The sequence below is a fragment of the Micromonospora sp. KLBMP9576 genome (genome assembly GCF_050941805.1).
GTDB lineage: Bacteria > Actinomycetota > Actinomycetes > Mycobacteriales > Micromonosporaceae > Micromonospora.
On sequence record NZ_CP194567.1, the window covers coordinates 1422773 to 1437937 of the forward strand.

Below are 15165 nucleotides of genomic sequence, written 5' to 3' on the forward strand. Positions count from 1 at the left end.
GGTCGTCGGATCGCGACGGCTGTCATCGCTCGCCGTGCTGCTCGACGGCGCGCTGCACGGCCCGGTAGATCTGCCCGAACCGCAGGGCGTCGGGCGTGCGCAGCAGCATCACCTCCCGCCCGTGGTGCTGCACCCACAGCTCGTGCACCTTGCTGCCCCGCTCGTAGGAGCGGTCGAGCCAGCCGAGCGGGATCTCCAGGAAGGGGGTCAGGGCCAGCGCGCCGACCGCGCACGCGGCGAGGATGAGCAGCGCGAGCTGCCACTCGCCCCGGTCCTGCGCCGACCACGCCAGCGAGAGCACGCAGAGGACCGCGACCAGCGGGGGCAGCGAGAGAAGCAGGACCAGGACGCCACGGCCCAGCACCCGCCCCCGTACCGCCAGCGTCTTCGGCCCCTGCGCGTGCCACACGTACGCCACGTCGGCGATGGCCACGGCGTGCCCGCCCGCCCGGATCGACTCCGACGTCACCTGCACCGCGTCGTCCCGGTAATAGAGGGTCATCACTAAGCCTAACCGCTGGCGGGCGATCGCCGGGCGGGGCCGAGTCCGGTCTCTGCGCCGGCGATGGGTGACTGGTCGCGCCCTTTGGAGCTGAATCGTCTACGACATCACAGGCCCTCGGCCCTCGGCTGTGGCCATCAGTGGCCGGGTGGGTTCGCGTTCGCCAACGTCGAGTGAGTCGTTTACGACGTCAGCTCCAAAGGATGCGAGGTGGATGTCACCGCCGCCGCCGCCGTCTGCCGCCCGCCATCGTCTGCCGCCGCTGCTCTGGGGAGCGCCCCGTCTGTGGAAGCGGCCGGAGGGCTGCCCGGGGGATGGGGCGGCTCGCGGCGGGCATGGCGTTCGCGGCGGGCGTGGCGCTCACGGCGGGGCGGCGGGCATGGCGCTCGCCGCGCGGGGGACGGGGGCGGCGGTCAGCGGCGGCGGGACGGCACCGGCTGGCCCGCCTCGACGGCCCGCTGCACCGCCCGGTAGATCTGGCCGAAGCGCAGCGCGTCGTGGGTGCACAGCAGCCGCACCGGCTGACCGCGCCAGCGGGCCCAGATCTCCAACTGCCGGCTGCCACGGGTGTAGGAGCGGTCGAGGTGCTCGAAGAGGAAGTCGGCGACCGGGCCGACCGCGAGCCCGACGAGCACCGAGGCGCCGACGACGGCGATGGTGATGGTGAGGGAGCGGTCCAGCCAGATCGCGAGCGCGATGCCGAGGACGGCGGCGACCAGGGGGCCGGCGAGCGCCGCGCCGATCGCGCCGCGCCCGGCCAGCACCCGCCAGGACCGGCTGCCCCGTTGGTGCCAGACCATGTCGATGTCGGCCAGCCGGAAGATCTGGCCGTCCACCCGGACTGCGGTCGAGGTGACCTGCACGGACCTGTCGTCGTAGTACGTGATCATGGCGGTACTCCCGGTGGCGGGCCTGAGACCACACTACTTACCCCAACGATCCGGGTCGTAAGGTTGGTACGCGACTTCGACGAGGAAGTGAGGCCAGCGTGGGCGAGTTCGTGCGGTTGGAGACCAGGGACGGCATCGGCACCATCCGGCTGGAGCGGCCGCCGATGAACGCCCTGAACACCCAGGTCCAGGAGGAGTTGCGCGCCGCCGCCGCGGCGGCCACCGCCGACCCGGGCGTCCGCGCCGTCATCGTGTACGGCGGTGAGAAGGTCTTCGCGGCCGGCGCGGACATCAAGGAGATGGCCGACATGTCCTACGTGGACATGGCGGACCGGGCGGCCGACCTGTCCAGCGCCCTCGGCGCGATCGCCCGGATCCCCAAGCCGGTCGTCGCCGCGATCACCGGCTACGCCCTCGGCGGCGGCTGCGAGCTGGCGCTGGCGTGCGACTGGCGGGTGGTGGCCGAGGACGCCAAGCTCGGGCAGCCGGAGATCAAGCTCGGCATCATCCCCGGCGCGGGCGGCACCCAGCGGCTGGCCCGGCTGGTCGGCCCGGCCCGCGCCAAGGACCTGGTCATGTCCGGCCGGATGGTCGACGCCCAGGAGGCCCTGCGGATCGGCCTGGCCGACCGGGTCGCCCCGGCAGCCGAGGTCTACGACACCGCCGTCGAGCTGGTCCGTCCGTACCTCACCGGCCCGGCGCAGGCCCTGCGTGCCGCGAAGCTCGCCGTCGACGGCGGCCTGGACATGGACCTGAACTCCGGTCTGGCCTGGGAGAGCCAGCTCTTCGCGGCGCTGTTCGCCACCGACGACCGGCGCGAGGGCATGGCGGCGTTCGTGGCGAAGCGCAAGCCGGACTTCACCGGCCGCTGACCCGGGCGTCGGGACGACAACTGTTCACATGACGCCTACCGGTGAGTAGCGTGTGGCTCCGGCCACGTGGACGGCGACGAAGGGGAAGCGGCGATGACGGAGCGGATCGAAGGTCACGGCGGGGAGCTCGCGCTCGCGGCGCTGCGTGCGTTCGGGGTGCGGGAGATGTTCACCCTCTCCGGCGGGCACGTCTTTCCGCTGTACGACGCCGCGCACAAGGCCGGTTTCCCCCTCTACGACGTGCGGCACGAGCAGTCGGCGGTCTTCGCGGCCGAGGCGGTGGCGAAGCTCCAGCGCCGCCCCGGCCTCGCCGTGCTCACCGCCGGCCCCGGCGTCACCAACGGCATCTCGGGGCTGACCAGTGCGCACTTCAACGCCTCACCGGTGCTGGTGCTCGGCGGTCGGGCCCCACAGTTCCGCTGGGGCTCCGGCAGCCTCCAGGAGATGGACCACCTGCCGCTGGTCGCCCCGGTCACCAAGCACGCCGAGACGGTGTTCAGTCCCGACGACATCCCGCGCGCGGTGACCGCGGCGCTGACCGCCGCGCTCACCCCGCACCGGGGCCCGGTCTTCCTGGACCTTCCGCTGGAGGCGGTCTTCTCGGTCGCCGACGCCGAGCTGCCCCCGCTGCCCGGCATCGCGCCGATCGAGCCCGACCCCGACGAGGTGGCGAGGGCCGCCGGCCTGATCGCCGCCGCGTCCCGTCCGGTGATCATCGCCGGCTCCGACGTGTACGCCGGCGACGCGGTCGACGCCCTGCGGGCCGCCGCCGAGGCGTTGCGGGTGCCGGTCTTCACCAACGGGATGGGCCGGGGCGCGCTGCCGCCGGAGCACCCGCTCGCCTTCGGCAAGGCCCGCCGGGTGGCGCTGAAGGGCGCCGACGTCGTCGTGGTCATCGGCACCCCGCTCGACTTCCGGCTCAGCTTCGGTGACTTCGGCGACGCCCAGGTGGTGCACGTCGTCGACGCGCCCAGCCAGCGGGCCGGGCACGTCCAGCCGGCCGCCGCCCCCGCCGGTGACCTCCGGCTGATCCTCACCGCGCTGGCCGACCACCCGGGCGACCGGGCCGACCACGACGACTGGATCGCCGAGCTGCGTACCGCCGAGGACGCCGCGAAGGCCCGCGACGCCGAGGAGATGTCCGCCGAGACGGACCCGATCCGGCCCGCCCGCGTCTACGGCGAGCTGCGCAGGGTCCTGGCCCGCGACGCCATCACCATCGGCGACGGGGGCGACTTCGTCTCGTACGCGGGCCGCTACCTGGAGCCCGCGCAGCCCGGCACCTGGCTCGACCCCGGCCCGTACGGCTGCCTCGGCACCGGCATGGGCTACGCGATGGGCGCCCGGGTCAGCCACCCCGACCGGCAGGTCTGCGTCCTGATGGGTGACGGCGCGGCCGGCTTCTCGCTGATGGACGTGGAGTCCCTCGCCCGGCAGAAGCTGCCGGTGGTGATCGTGGTCGGCAACAACGGCATCTGGGGCCTGGAGAAGCACCCGATGCGGGCCATGTACGGCTACGACGTCGCCGCCGACCTCCAGCCGGAGCTGCGTTACGACCAGGTGGTGGGTGCCCTGGGCGGGGCCGGCGAGACGGTGGCGAAGTCCGCCGACCTCGGGCCGGCGCTGCGGCGGGCGTTCGACGCCGGGGTGCCGTACCTGGTCAACGTGCTCACCGACCCGGCCGACGCGTACCCCCGCTCGTCGAACCTGGCCTGAGTCGCATCCGCCGTCGTCGCCGGGAGCCCGGCGGCGCCGGACTCAGGAGCCGGGGGTGGACCCCTCCGGGCGGTCCTCCTCGCGCGGCGGCTCGCCGTCGCGGCGGCGCATCTCGTCCTCGCGGCGGCGCAGGTCCTCCTCCCAGCGGCGGAACAGCTCCTGGTCCTGCCGGTGGGAACGCTCGCCGAGCGAGCGGAGGAAATCGGGGTCGTCGTCGGGGGCGACCGGGCGGGGCCGTTGCCGGGTCGGCACGATCCGGCCCTTCGGCGCCCCGCCTCCGGGCCGCTCGGGGCCGCGCTCGCGTCCCACGACGAACCAGGCGAGGGAGCCGACCAACGGGAAGAACAGGATGATCAGCACCCAGGCGATCCGGGGCAGGGCTTTGATCTCGCCCTCCTCGGCGGAGAGGCAGCTGATCAGCGCGCAGGCGGCGAGGGCGATCTGCGCGACGAAGAGGAGGACGTAGAGCCGGGCCATGGGTCAATGATGGCGCACCGCCTGGCGCGGGCCCAGCCCGCGTACCGTCCGGCGGGTGTCGACGGCGCGCGGCCGGCGGATCCGCCCACGACATCGCCGCCCCGCGCGCCTGTTTTCCGCTCCCGTGCGGTCGTAGCCTGAAGCGATGACGGATCTTGATGTGATGACGTTGCGGAACATCTACGACGACCAGCTGAGGGCGTCGGTGCCCGACCCGTTGCCGGTCGGGGTGACGGTGGAACGCGACGGCCCGCTGATCCGCATCCTCGGCTTCGACGCCGGCGGCTTCATCACCTACCGCGACCTGGGCGGGCTGACCGGAGCGGCCCTGGACGAGCTGATCGCCCGGCAGGTGGAGTTCTTCCGGGCGCGCGGCGGGTCGGTGGAGTGGAAGCTGCACAGCCACGACGAGCCGGCGGACCTGCCGGACCGGCTGCGTGCGGCGGGCTTCGTGGCGCAGGATCTGGAGACCGTCGTGATCGGGCCGGTCGCGCCGCTCGCCGCCGCGCTGCCGGTCGTCGGTGCGGGCGTACGCCTGCGCGAGGTCACCAGCCGGGCGGACCTGGACCGGATCGCGGCGATGGAGACGGCGGTCTGGGGCACCGACCGCAGTCACCTGGCCGCCGGCCTGGAGCGGGAGATCGCCGCCGACCCGCACTCCGTCACAGTGGTGCTGGCCGAGGCGGGCGGCGAGGTGGTGAGCGCCGGCTGGGTGCGCTACGTGCCGGGGACGGGCTTCGCCACGCTGTGGGGCGGCTCGACGCTCGCGCCGTGGCGCCGCCGGGGCATCTACCGGGCGCTGGTGACCTACCGGGCCCGGCTGGCGGCCCAGCGCGACCGGACGTTGCTCGAGGTGGACGCCTCCGACGAGAGCCGGCCGATCCTGGAGCGGCTCGGTCTCGTCCCGGTCACCACCACCACTCCTTACGTCTACACTTCATGATCATGGAGCAGCGGTTGACGGCCGAGGAGCGGCTGACCCTGAAGACGGGTGCTTTCGGGGCGGTGTTCCTGGTGGCGAACGCGGATCCGGGGGTGATCGCCCTGTTCCGGGAGAGCTTCGCCGCCTCCGGCGTGGTGGCCGACAGCAGCGGGGTGGTGAAGGCGGCCCTGACCAGTGGCCCACTGCCGAAGCTGCCCCGGGACCCGGAGCGGGGGATCGAGGCGGTGGTGCTGCCTGCGCTGGGCCGGGCGGTGCGGATCCTGCGCGAGAAGTCGCCGCGGGACGTGGCGGACTACCGCCGGGTGGTGCTCTCCGCGGCGCAGCGGGCGGCCGGCGCGCACCGGGGCGTGGCCCCCGCCGAGGCGGCGGTCATCGAGCGGATCAGGGGCGCGTTGGATCAGCCGGCGTGAGCCGACCGGGCGGCGGTGACCTGTGTCACCCGGGAGGCCGCCCGAGGCGAATGCTACCCACAGGTAACATTGCGTCCGTGGGCAACCGTACGCCAGCCCCCGGTTGACCGGACGTCACGGCACGCGGCAGGCTGCGCCCAGACCGGGCGAGTGATCGCAACACCAACAGGAGGGTCGTCGAAGCGCGATGAACATCGTCGTACTCGTCAAGCAGGTGCCCGATTCGGGCGCGGACCGCAACCTGCGCACTGACGACAACACCGTCGACCGCGGTTCGGCGAACAACGTCATCAACGAGATGGACGAGTACGCCATCGAGGAGGCGTTGAAGATCAAGGAGGCGCACGGCGGCGAGGTGACCGTCCTGACCATGGGTCCGGACCGGGCGGCCGAGTCGATCCGTAAGGCGCTCTCCATGGGCCCGGACAAGGCCGTGCACGTGGTGGACGACGCCCTGCACGGTTCCTGCGCCGTGGCCACCTCGAAGGTGCTCGCCGCCGCGCTCGGTCAGCTGGGCGCCGACCTGGTGCTCTGCGGCAGCGAGTCGACCGACGGCCGGGTGCAGGTGCTGCCGCACATGATCGCCGAGCGGCTGGGCGTCGCGGCGCTGACCGGTGCCCGCAAGCTCACCGTCGACGGTGCGACCCTGACCGTCGAGCGGCAGACCGAGGAGGGCTACGAGGTGGTCACCGCCACCACCCCCGCCGTGGTCTCCGTCTGGGACACCATCAACGAGCCGCGCTACCCGTCCTTCAAGGGCATCATGGCCGCGAAGAAGAAGCCGGTGCAGACGCTCTCCCTGGGTGACCTCGGCGTCGCCCCGGCCGAGGTGGGCTTCGAGGGCGCGACCAGCGCCGTGCTGGAGCACACCAAGCGGCCGCCGCGCTCCGGCGGCGCGAAGATCACCGACGAGGGAGACGGCGGCGTCAAGCTGGTCGAGTTCCTCGCCACCGAGAAGTTCGTGTGAGAGGTCTGGACATGTCTGAGGTTCTCGTCGTCGTCGAAGCCACCCGGGAATTCGGCGTCAAGAAGGTCACCCTGGAGATGCTCACCCTCGCCCGCGAGCTGGGCACCCCGAGCGCGGTCGTGCTCGGTGGCCCCGGCGCCGCCGAGGCGCTGAGCGGCAAGCTGGGCGAGTACGGCGCGGAGAAGATCTACGCGGCCGAGAGCGAGGAGATCGACGGCTATCTGGTGGCGCCCAAGGCCACAGTCGTGGCAGAACTGGTCAAGCGGGTGCAGCCGGCCGCCGTGCTGCTGGCCTCGTCCCAGGAGGGCAAGGAGATCGCCGCCCGGCTGGCCGTCAAGCTGGACAACGGCATCCTGACCGACGTGGTCGGCCTGGCCGCCGACGGCACCGCCACCCAGGTGGCCTTCGCCGGCTCCGCGATCGTCAAGTCCAAGGTCACCCGCGGCCTGCCGCTGGTCACCGTCCGGCCCAACTCGGTCAACCCGGCCCCGGCGGCGGCCAGCCCGGCCGTCGAGCAGCTCACCGTCGCGGTCACCGACACCGACAAGCTGGCCAGGGTCGTCGAGCGGGTCGCCGAGCAGAAGGGCTCCCGCCCGGAGCTCACCGAGGCCGGTATCGTCGTCTCCGGCGGTCGTGGCGTCGGCAACGCCGACAACTTCAAGCTGGTCGAGGAGCTCGCCGACCTGCTCGGCGGCGCCGTCGGCGCGTCCCGCGCGGCCGTCGACTCCGGCTACTACCCGCACCAGTTCCAGGTGGGCCAGACCGGCAAGACTGTCTCCCCGCAGCTCTACGTGGCGCTCGGCATCTCCGGTGCCATCCAGCACCGGGCCGGCATGCAGACCTCGAAGACCATCGTCGCGGTCAACAAGGACGGCGAGGCGCCGATCTTCGAGCTGGCCGACTTCGGCGTGGTCGGCGACCTGTTCAAGATCGTTCCGCAGGCGGCGGACGAGATCCGCAAGCGCAAGTGAGCTGACGTCTGTTCAGGTGAGGGGCCGGCTGCCGCGACGTGGCAACCGGCCCCTCACCGATTTCCGGTCGCGCGCCGGAACGGCCCGCGGACCCGGACCGGGCTGCGACGATGAGGAAGCTCCCCCGGGCAGTCGTGCGCGGCCGTCCCGTACGGAACGAGGAGTGTCCGATGCCGGAGAAGACTGAGGGCGATCACCACGCGCTCGCCGTGCACGAGGTCGTGCTGGTGCTCGGCACCGACACCGAGCACGGGCTGACCGACGAGGAGGCGACCGCCCGGCTGGCCCGCCACGGGCCCAACGTGCTGCCCAGCGCGGCCGGGAGCGGAAGCCTGCGCCGCCTGCTGCGGCAGTTCCACAACCCGCTGATCTACGTGCTGGTCGCCGCCGGCGTGGTCACCCTGCTGCTCGCCGAGTACGTCGACTCGGCGGTGATCTTCGGGGTGGTGCTCGTCAACGCCGTCGTCGGCTTCCTCCAGGAGTCCCGGGCCGAGGCGGCCCTCGACGCGCTGCGCGCGATGGTGCGTACGCAGGCACGGGTGCTGCGGGCCGGCCGGCAGCGCCAGGTGTCGTCGGACGTCGTGGTCCCCGGGGACGTGGTGCTGGTGGAGGCGGGCGAGAAGGTCCCCGCCGACCTGCGGCTGGTCAGCGCCGCCGAGCTGCGGGCCGACGAGTCGGCGCTGACCGGGGAGTCGCTGCCCGTACGCAAGGACGAGCTTGTCGTGCCGGTCGACACGCCGGTGGCCGACCGCCGCAACCTGCTCTACTCCGGGACCCTGCTCACCGGCGGCACGGCGGTCGGGGTGGCCGTGGCCACCGGCGCGGAGACGGAACTGGGCCGGATCCACCGCCTGGTCGGCGGCGCGCAGGTGCTCGACACGCCGCTGACGGTGAAGCTCGCCCGCTTCAGCCGGCTGCTGACCGTGGCGATCCTGCTGCTCGCGGCGGTCACCTTCGCCATCGGCGTGGCGCGGGGGCAGAACGCCGGTGAGACGTTCACCGCCGCCGTGGCGCTGGCCGTGGGCGCGATCCCGGAGGGGCTGCCCGCCGCCGTGACGATCACCCTGGCGATCGGCGTGTCCCGGATGGCCCGCCGTCGGGCGGTGATCCGGCGGCTGCCGGCGGTGGAGACGCTTGGCAGCACCACGGTGATCTGCACCGACAAGACCGGCACCCTCACCGAGAACCAGATGACGGTCCAGGTGCTCTGGACGCCGCAGGGCCGCTACGAGGTCAGCGGTGCCGGTTACGCCCCGACCGGCGAGATCCGGGCCGCCGGGGGTGGCGCGGCCCCGACCGGCGAGGGCGCGCTGCGCTGGTCGTTGCTGGCCGGCGTGGCGTGCAACGACGCCCGGCTGGACGAGCAGGACGGCCGCTGGGTCGTCCTGGGCGACCCCACCGAGGGGGCGATGCTGGTGGCGGGCGCCAAGGCGGGACTGCCCGCGTCGGACGTCGCCGCGGAGCTACCCCGGGTGGCCGCCATCCCGTTCACCTCCGAGCGGCAGTTCATGGCGACCCTGCACGACTCGCCCGGCGGCCGGGTGGTGCTGGTCAAGGGGGCGGTGGAGCGGGTGGTCGAGTGGTCCGGCTCGGCGCTGCGCCCCGACGGCTCGACGGGGCCGCTCGACGCGCCGGCCGTGCTGGCCGCGGCCCACGAGCTGGCCGCCGAGGGGCTGCGGGTCCTCGCGACGGCGATGCGTCCGGTCGGCCCGACGGACGCGCTCGCGGAGGACGAGCTGGCCGGCGACCTGGTCTTCACCGGGCTGCACGCGATGCTCGACCCGCCCCGGGCCGCCGCCGCGGCGGCCGTCCGGTCCTGCCACAAGGCGGGGATCGAGGTCAAGATGATCACCGGCGACCACCTGGCCACCGCCAGCGCCATCGCGCGTCGCCTCGGGCTGCTGCGCGCCGAACCCGGTCCGGGCGACGTGCTGACCGGCACCGACCTCGCGGTGCTGCCGGCCGGGGAACTGCCCGCGGCGGTACGGCGGGCGTCGGTGTTCGCCCGGGTCTCGCCCGAGCAGAAGCTGCGGCTGGTGGAGGCGTTGCAGGCCGACGGCCAGGTGGTGGCGATGACCGGTGACGGGGTCAACGACGCCCCGGCGCTGCGCCAGGCCAACATCGGGGTGGCCATGGGCCGCAGCGGCACCGAGGTGGCGAAGGAGGCCGCCGACGTCGTACTCACCGACGACGACTTCGCCACCATCGAGAAGGCCGTCGCGGAGGGGCGCGGCGTCTTCGCCAACCTGACCAAGTTCATCACCTGGACGCTGCCCACCAACGCGGCGGAGGGGCTGGTCATCCTCGTCGCGATCGTGCTCGGCTCGGCGCTGCCGATCCTGCCCAGCCAGATTCTCTGGATCAACATGACCACCGCCGTGTTCCTCGGCCTGACGCTGGCCTTCGAGCCGAGGGAGCCCGGCATCATGGACCGGCCGCCCCGCGACCCCGGTCAGCCCCTGCTGACCGTCGCGCTGGTGGTCCGGGTCCTGCTGGTCTCCGCGCTGCTGGTGGTGGGCGCCTGGTGGCTGTTCGAGTGGGAACTCTCCGGCGGGGCCGAACTGGCCCAGGCGCGGACAGCGGCGGTGAACCTCTTCGTCACGGTGATGGCGTTCTACCTGTTCAGCTGCCGCTCCCTGACCCGCTCACCGTGGCGGCTGGGCCTGTTCAGCAACCGGTGGCTGATCGGCGGGGTGCTGGTGCAGGCCCTCGGCCAGCTCGCCCTGACCTACGTGCCGGTGATGAACGACCTGTTCCGCACGGCGCCCATCGGGGGGCAGTCGTGGCTGCGGATTCTCGGCATCGCCGTCGTGGTCTCCGCCATCGTCGCGCTCGACAAGCGGTTCGGCCGCTTCGGCCGCCGGCTCGGCTGAGCGGGCGGACGAAGCGGCCGGGGAGCTGACCGGCGGGCCGGGGAGCTGAGCCGGCCCGCCGATCAGCCCGTCAGGGTGCCCCTCAGCAGGCTCTTGCCGGAATGGGCGGTGTTGTTGTCGTACGCCTCGGCGGAGATGTCGACGACCGAGTACGTCCCGAGGTCGACGTTCGGCGGCAACGGCAGGAACTCGTCCGTCGGGTCGCCGAGCACACCGATCGAGAACATCTTCATGCTCGACGGGTTGATGAGCCAGACCTCGTAGTACCCAGGGACGTCCGGGAGATTCGCCGCGTGCAGGTGCAGCCGCTTGTCGTCGAAGACCCGGGCCTCGCCCTTGGCGTCCGGTGGCGTCGCGCCGTACGCCTTCAGCGGCGCGCTGGCCAGGACGGCCCGCTGTGGCGGGGCCGGGTCCGGCCCCGGCTCGGTCGCGTCGAGCACCGCGAGGGTGCCCACGACGCCGACCAGGGCGGCCGCCGCCGCGCTGGTGGCGGTCGCCGCCCAGCGCGACCAGCGCCCGCGCCGCCGCGGTGCGAGGACCACCCCGCCGGTGCCCCCGGCGTCGTCGTCCCGCCCGCCGAGGTGGCGCCTGCCAGCGCGGCGGCGGTCGGCGTGGCGCCCGCCGTCGTCGCGTGCGGGGTCGTCCCGCTCGGCAGTCTGGTGCCCGCCGTCGCGTGCGTCGGCGTGGCGTCCGGCGGGGGGCCGCTCGTCGCGCGGCCCCGGCAGCGCCGGGAGGGTCTGCGCCGTCCGGATCTCGGCGAGGATGCCCTGCCAGACGCGCTCCGGCGGGTCGGGCAGGTCGTGCAGCCCCTGGGTGCCGGCGCCGAGGCCGGCGACGTGCTGGAGGGTGTCCCACTCGGCCCGGCAGTGCGCGCAGGCGTCGAGGTGGGTGCTCTCCCCGGCCTCCGCCTCGGTCTCACCGAGCGCCAGGAAGACCAGCCGGTCGTGGTCCAGGTGTGGCACCGTCCACCTCCCATCTGCGTTTCAAGCTCGCCATGCCGCGCCGGATGTGGCTCTTGACCGTGCCGAGCGGCACCCCGGTCGCCGTCGCTATCTGCTGGTGGGTCAGGTCGTCGAAGAACGCCAACTCCAGCATGCGCCGCTGTTCGTCGGGCAGCCGGGCCAGCTCGTCCGCGACCACCAACCGGTCGACGACCGTGTCCGGGTCGGGGCCGGTGCGCGCCGGCTCCGGGAGCTGCCGCACGGTCTCGACGACCCGGGTCTCCCGGGCGGAGGCCCGCAGCCGGTCGATCACCTTGCGTCGGGCGATGCCGAGCAGCCAGCCGACCAGCGAGCCCCTGGCCGGGTCGAAGGTCTCCCGCGCCAGCCAGGCGGCGACGAAGGTGGTCTGGGTCGCGTCCTCCGCGTCGCTGCGGTTGGCCAGGGTGCTGGTGGCCAGGTGCAGCACCGCCCGGCCGTACCGGTCGTAGGCCTGCCGCAACGCGAGCTCGTCGCCGGCGCGGAAGCGGGCGGCGAGGTCGTCGTCGGGTGGGTCCGGCTTCTGCCGTGCCGCTGTCACAGGGCGGCTCGCCTTCCAGGGGGCATGCCCGACTGTAACTCCCACGGCCATCACCCCACCTTTCCGGTCGGTCTGGTCTCGGCAGTCTCTTCGCTCCACAGGCGGTGCGCGGATGCGGATCCGGCCGGGGAAAAGAAATCACCGCCGGCCGCATCCGGCGGCGGTGGACCGGGCGTAACTCGTTTTGCACACCAGGCCTGACGAACCACCGCAAAATGCCAGGAGGCAGACATGCAGCTCTCGTACTTCCGTCGGGTCGCGGCGGGCGGCGCGGTCGCCGCGCTGACGTTCGCCGGCGTCGGCGCCCTCACCGCCACCCCGGCGTACGCCGCCTCGTCCAAGGTCTCCGTCGTGCACGGCATCCCGGACACCCCGGTCGACGTGTACGTCAACGGCGAGAAGACGCTCGACAACTTCAAGCCCGGAGACGTGGCCGGTCCGCTGAACCTGGAGGAGGGTGAGTACGACATCGCGCTCACCAAGCCCGGCGAGCCGATCGGCCAGGCGATCCTCAAGGCCGACAACGCCGCGGTGCCGGGCGGGGCGAACATCAGCATCGCCGCCCACCTCGACGCGGCCGGCAAGCCGAAGATCACGCCGTTCGTCAACGACACCAGCAAGGTCGACGCCGGCAAGGCCCGGCTGATCGTCCGGCACACCGCGGCTGCCCCCGCGGTGGACGTGCGCGCCGGCGGGACCCCGGTCTTCGAGGACCTGACCAACCCGAACGAGGCCAAGGGCGACGTCGACGCGGGCGCCGTGAAGGCGGACGTGGTGCTCGCCGGCACCGACACCGTGGCCATCGGGCCGGCGGACCTCAACCTGAAGGAGGGCACCGCGACGATCGTCTACGCCATCGGCTCGGCCGAGGCGAAGAACCTCGGCGTCGTGGCGCAGACCATCACCGGCCTGCACTCGGCCCCGGGTGGCGTGCCGAGCGGTGACGGCGGCCAGGCCGGCACCGGCGTGGCCACCTGGTGGTACGCGCTCACCGGCGCCGGCGTCCTGCTGCTGCTCGGCGGCGGGGTGCGGATGGCCTCCGCGCGGACCGGCCGCAAGTGACGGTGCGCAACCGCGGCGCGCTGGTGGCCATGGCCGCCGGCGTTGCCGCGCTCACCGTCGCCACGCTTGTGGCATGCGGCTCCCAGCCGGCCGAGGACGTCGGCGCCGACGAGGCGACGGCCCTGGCCAGCGCCACACCGGCCCCGTCGGTCACCACCGGCGACGCCGCCTCGGTCCCGGTCACCGCGGGGGACCTGCCGGCCGGTACGAAGACCGTCCCGCCGGTACGGCTGGAGATCCCGACGATCGACGTCACCGCCACGGTGAACGCGGTCGGCATCAACAGGCGGACCAACGAGTTCGAGGTGCCGCCCAGCGTCGACCAGATCGGCTGGTACCGGTACGGGCCGGGCCTGGAGACGGACGCCGGCTCGGTGGTCGTCGCGGGCCACGTGGACAGCGCCAAGCAGGGCGAGGGCGCCTTCTACCGGCTGCGCGAGCTGGACCGGGGCGACACCCTCACCGCGACCGGCAGCGACGGCAAGGCCCGGCGGTACCGGGTCGTCGCCCGGGAGGAGTACGACAAGACCAGGATCCCGCTGGACCGGTACTTCGCCCGGGACGGCAAGCCGCGGCTCACCCTGATCACCTGCGGCGGACCGTTCGACGCGAAGGCCCGCAAGTACCGCGACAACATCGTGGTCACGGCGGTGCCCGCCTGAGCGGACGGAGCCGGCCCGCCCGGGACCGCGGAACCCGCGGCCCCGGGCGGGCGGCGCGCGGGGCCCTCCGGCATCCGGCCCGCGACGAACCGGCCGTAGGCTGAACGGTGATGGCTTACCTGGATCACGCGGCGACCACTCCGATGCTCGACGAGGCACTGGAGGCGTACGTCGCCACCGCCCGCGAGGTCGGCAACGCGTCTTCACTGCACGCGCCGGGCCGCCGTGCCCGGCGGTGGGTGGAGGAGTCGCGGGAACGGGTGGCCGCCGCGCTGGGCGCCCGGCCCTCCGAGGTCGTCTTCACCGGCGGCGGGACCGAGAGCGACAACCTCGCGGTGAAGGGCATCTTCTGGGCCCGCCGCTCCGTCGACCCCCGACGGGACCGGGTCGTCTCCAGCGCCGTCGAGCACCACGCGGTGCTCGACGTGGTGGACTGGCTGGCCGAGCACGAGGGCGCCGGCGTCGGCTGGCTGCGCGTCGACGCGGCCGGCCGGCTCAGCCCCGACGAACTGCGCGCCGAACTGGCCGCACACGGCGACCGGGTCGCGGTGGTGACCGCGATGTGGGCCAACAACGAGGTTGGCACGGTGCAGCCCGTCGCCGAGCTGGCCGCGGTCGCCGCCGAGCACGGGGTGCCGTTCCACACCGATGCGATCCAGGCGGTCGGGCAGGTGCCTGTCGACTTCTCCGTGGGTGGGGTCGCCGCGCTGACCGTCACCGGGCACAAGCTCGGCGGCCCGACGGGGGTGGGTGCCCTGCTGCTCGCCCGCGACGTGCCGGCCACCCCGCTGCTGCACGGCGGCGGCCAGGAACGCGACGTGCGCTCCGGCACCCTCGACACCGCCGGCGTCGTCGCCTTCGCGGTCGCCGTGGAGGCCGCGGTCAAGGGCCAGCAGGAATACGCGGCCCGCGTCGCCGCGCTCCGCGACGACCTCGTCGAGCGGGTCCGGCAGGCGGTGCCCGAGGTCGTCTACAACGGCGACCCGACCGACCGGCTGCCGGGCAACGCGCACTTCTCCTTCCCCGGCTGCGAGGGCGACGCCCTGCTGCTCCTGCTGGACGCCCAGGGCATCGCCTGCTCGACCGGCTCCGCCTGCTCCGCCGGGGTGGCCCAGCCCTCACACGTGCTGCTCGCCATGGGCGCCGACGACGACCGGGCCCGCTCCTCGCTGCGCTTCACCCTCGGCCACACGAGCACCCCCGCCGACGTCGACGCCCTCATCGCCGCCCTGCCGGGTGCCGTCGAGCGCGCCCGCCGCGCCGCCGCGCTGCGTACCCCCCGCTGACCGCCGCCCCCGCCGA

The 15165-nt window shown here is 73.7% G+C and carries 15 protein-coding genes; 10 read left to right on the forward strand and 5 right to left on the reverse strand.

The annotated features are described in order from the left end of the window. Positions 1 to 22: 22 nt before the first annotated feature. Together ACQ452_RS06455 and ACQ452_RS06460 are read right to left on the reverse strand one after the other, a co-directional pair. Positions 23 to 502 carry a DUF6232 family protein gene (locus ACQ452_RS06455; protein WP_433390951.1) on the reverse strand — a complete coding sequence of 160 codons (480 nt, stop codon included), beginning with the start codon at positions 500 to 502 and terminating at the stop codon, positions 23 to 25. Between the two features lie 413 nt (positions 503 to 915). Continuing rightward, the gene (locus ACQ452_RS06460; protein ID WP_433390953.1) at positions 916 to 1392 is read right to left on the reverse strand and encodes a DUF6232 family protein; all 477 of its coding nucleotides are present in this window, start codon (positions 1390 to 1392) and stop codon (positions 916 to 918) included. Between the two features lie 98 nt (positions 1393 to 1490). On the opposite strand from ACQ452_RS06460, the gene ACQ452_RS06465 reads away from it, so the two are divergent. Further along, the gene (locus ACQ452_RS06465; protein WP_433390956.1) at positions 1491 to 2264 is read left to right on the forward strand and encodes an enoyl-CoA hydratase-related protein; all 774 of its coding nucleotides are present in this window, start codon (positions 1491 to 1493) and stop codon (positions 2262 to 2264) included. A gap of 93 nt (positions 2265 to 2357) precedes the next feature. After that, a complete protein-coding gene (locus ACQ452_RS06470; RefSeq protein ID WP_433390958.1) occupies positions 2358 to 3980 on the forward strand; it encodes an acetolactate synthase in 1623 nt (540 codons plus the stop codon). A 42-nt stretch (positions 3981 to 4022) separates the two neighbouring features. On the opposite strand, the gene ACQ452_RS06475 is transcribed toward ACQ452_RS06470, so the two are convergent. Continuing rightward, entirely contained in the window at positions 4023 to 4457 is a 435-nt protein-coding gene (locus ACQ452_RS06475; protein WP_433390961.1) for a PLD nuclease N-terminal domain-containing protein, read from the reverse strand. Positions 4458 to 4602: 145 nt separating this feature from the next. Between ACQ452_RS06475 and ACQ452_RS06480 the strand changes: the two genes are divergently transcribed. The 5 genes from ACQ452_RS06480 (at position 4603) to ACQ452_RS06500 (ending at position 10621) form a co-directional block, all read left to right on the forward strand. Continuing rightward, on the forward strand, positions 4603 to 5400 hold the full coding sequence (locus ACQ452_RS06480) for a GNAT family N-acetyltransferase (RefSeq protein ID WP_433390964.1): 798 nt from the start codon (positions 4603 to 4605) through the stop codon (positions 5398 to 5400). Beyond that, positions 5397 to 5810, forward strand: a complete 414-nt coding sequence (locus tag ACQ452_RS06485) for a hypothetical protein (RefSeq protein ID WP_433390967.1) — start codon at positions 5397 to 5399, stop codon at positions 5808 to 5810. The genes ACQ452_RS06480 and ACQ452_RS06485 overlap by 4 nt, the downstream gene beginning before the upstream one ends. A 187-nt stretch (positions 5811 to 5997) precedes the next feature. Beyond that, positions 5998 to 6777, forward strand: coding sequence for an electron transfer flavoprotein subunit beta/FixA family protein (locus ACQ452_RS06490; protein WP_433390970.1), 780 nt, complete (start codon positions 5998 to 6000; stop codon positions 6775 to 6777). Between the two features lie 11 nt (positions 6778 to 6788). Continuing rightward, the gene (locus tag ACQ452_RS06495) at positions 6789 to 7748 is read left to right on the forward strand and encodes an electron transfer flavoprotein subunit alpha/FixB family protein (protein ID WP_433390973.1); all 960 of its coding nucleotides are present in this window, start codon (positions 6789 to 6791) and stop codon (positions 7746 to 7748) included. 170 nt (positions 7749 to 7918) lie between these two features. Then, on the forward strand, positions 7919 to 10621 hold the full coding sequence (locus ACQ452_RS06500) for an HAD-IC family P-type ATPase (protein WP_433390976.1): 2703 nt from the start codon (positions 7919 to 7921) through the stop codon (positions 10619 to 10621). A 62-nt stretch (positions 10622 to 10683) separates the two neighbouring features. Here the strand turns inward: ACQ452_RS06500 and ACQ452_RS06505 are convergent, their stop codons facing one another. Together ACQ452_RS06505 and ACQ452_RS06510 are read right to left on the reverse strand one after the other, a co-directional pair. Further along, positions 10684 to 11583 (reverse strand): anti-sigma factor, encoded by a 900-nt coding sequence (locus ACQ452_RS06505; protein WP_433390979.1) that lies wholly within the window; start codon positions 11581 to 11583, stop codon positions 10684 to 10686. Continuing rightward, positions 11537 to 12139: an RNA polymerase sigma factor gene (locus ACQ452_RS06510; protein WP_433390981.1), complete on the reverse strand. Its 603-nt coding sequence runs from the start codon at positions 12137 to 12139 to the stop codon at positions 11537 to 11539. The genes ACQ452_RS06505 and ACQ452_RS06510 overlap by 47 nt, the downstream gene beginning before the upstream one ends. 231 nt (positions 12140 to 12370) lie before the next feature. Between ACQ452_RS06510 and ACQ452_RS06515 the strand changes: the two genes are divergently transcribed. From ACQ452_RS06515 to ACQ452_RS06525, 3 genes are all read left to right on the forward strand, one after another. Beyond that, the gene (locus tag ACQ452_RS06515) at positions 12371 to 13201 is read left to right on the forward strand and encodes a DUF4397 domain-containing protein (protein ID WP_433390983.1); all 831 of its coding nucleotides are present in this window, start codon (positions 12371 to 12373) and stop codon (positions 13199 to 13201) included. Then, positions 13198 to 13863, forward strand: coding sequence for a class F sortase (locus tag ACQ452_RS06520; protein WP_433390986.1), 666 nt, complete (start codon positions 13198 to 13200; stop codon positions 13861 to 13863). The genes ACQ452_RS06515 and ACQ452_RS06520 overlap by 4 nt, the downstream gene beginning before the upstream one ends. A 110-nt stretch (positions 13864 to 13973) precedes the next feature. After that, a complete protein-coding gene (locus ACQ452_RS06525) occupies positions 13974 to 15149 on the forward strand; it encodes a cysteine desulfurase family protein (RefSeq protein WP_433390989.1) in 1176 nt (391 codons plus the stop codon). The last annotated feature ends 16 nt before the right edge of the window (positions 15150 to 15165 follow it).

Bases quoted from the DNA above. Each gene is read 5' to 3' on its own strand.
- ACQ452_RS06475 (WP_433390961.1), bottom strand. From the start codon at position 4,457: ATGGCCCGGCTCTACGTCCTCCTCTTCGTCGCGCAGATCGCCCTCGCC.
- ACQ452_RS06460 (WP_433390953.1), bottom strand. From the start codon at position 1,392: ATGATCACGTACTACGACGACAGGTCCGTGCAGGTCACCTCGACCGCA.
- ACQ452_RS06490 (WP_433390970.1), top strand. From the start codon at position 5,998: ATGAACATCGTCGTACTCGTCAAGCAGGTGCCCGATTCGGGCGCGGAC.
- ACQ452_RS06495 (WP_433390973.1), top strand. From the start codon at position 6,789: ATGTCTGAGGTTCTCGTCGTCGTCGAAGCCACCCGGGAATTCGGCGTC.
- ACQ452_RS06515 (WP_433390983.1), top strand. From the start codon at position 12,371: ATGCAGCTCTCGTACTTCCGTCGGGTCGCGGCGGGCGGCGCGGTCGCC.
- ACQ452_RS06500 (WP_433390976.1), top strand. From the start codon at position 7,919: ATGCCGGAGAAGACTGAGGGCGATCACCACGCGCTCGCCGTGCACGAG.
- ACQ452_RS06455 (WP_433390951.1), bottom strand. From the start codon at position 502: ATGACCCTCTATTACCGGGACGACGCGGTGCAGGTGACGTCGGAGTCG.
- ACQ452_RS06480 (WP_433390964.1), top strand. From the start codon at position 4,603: ATGACGGATCTTGATGTGATGACGTTGCGGAACATCTACGACGACCAG.
- ACQ452_RS06485 (WP_433390967.1), top strand. From the start codon at position 5,397: ATGATCATGGAGCAGCGGTTGACGGCCGAGGAGCGGCTGACCCTGAAG.
- ACQ452_RS06525 (WP_433390989.1), top strand. From the start codon at position 13,974: ATGGCTTACCTGGATCACGCGGCGACCACTCCGATGCTCGACGAGGCA.
- ACQ452_RS06470 (WP_433390958.1), top strand. From the start codon at position 2,358: ATGACGGAGCGGATCGAAGGTCACGGCGGGGAGCTCGCGCTCGCGGCG.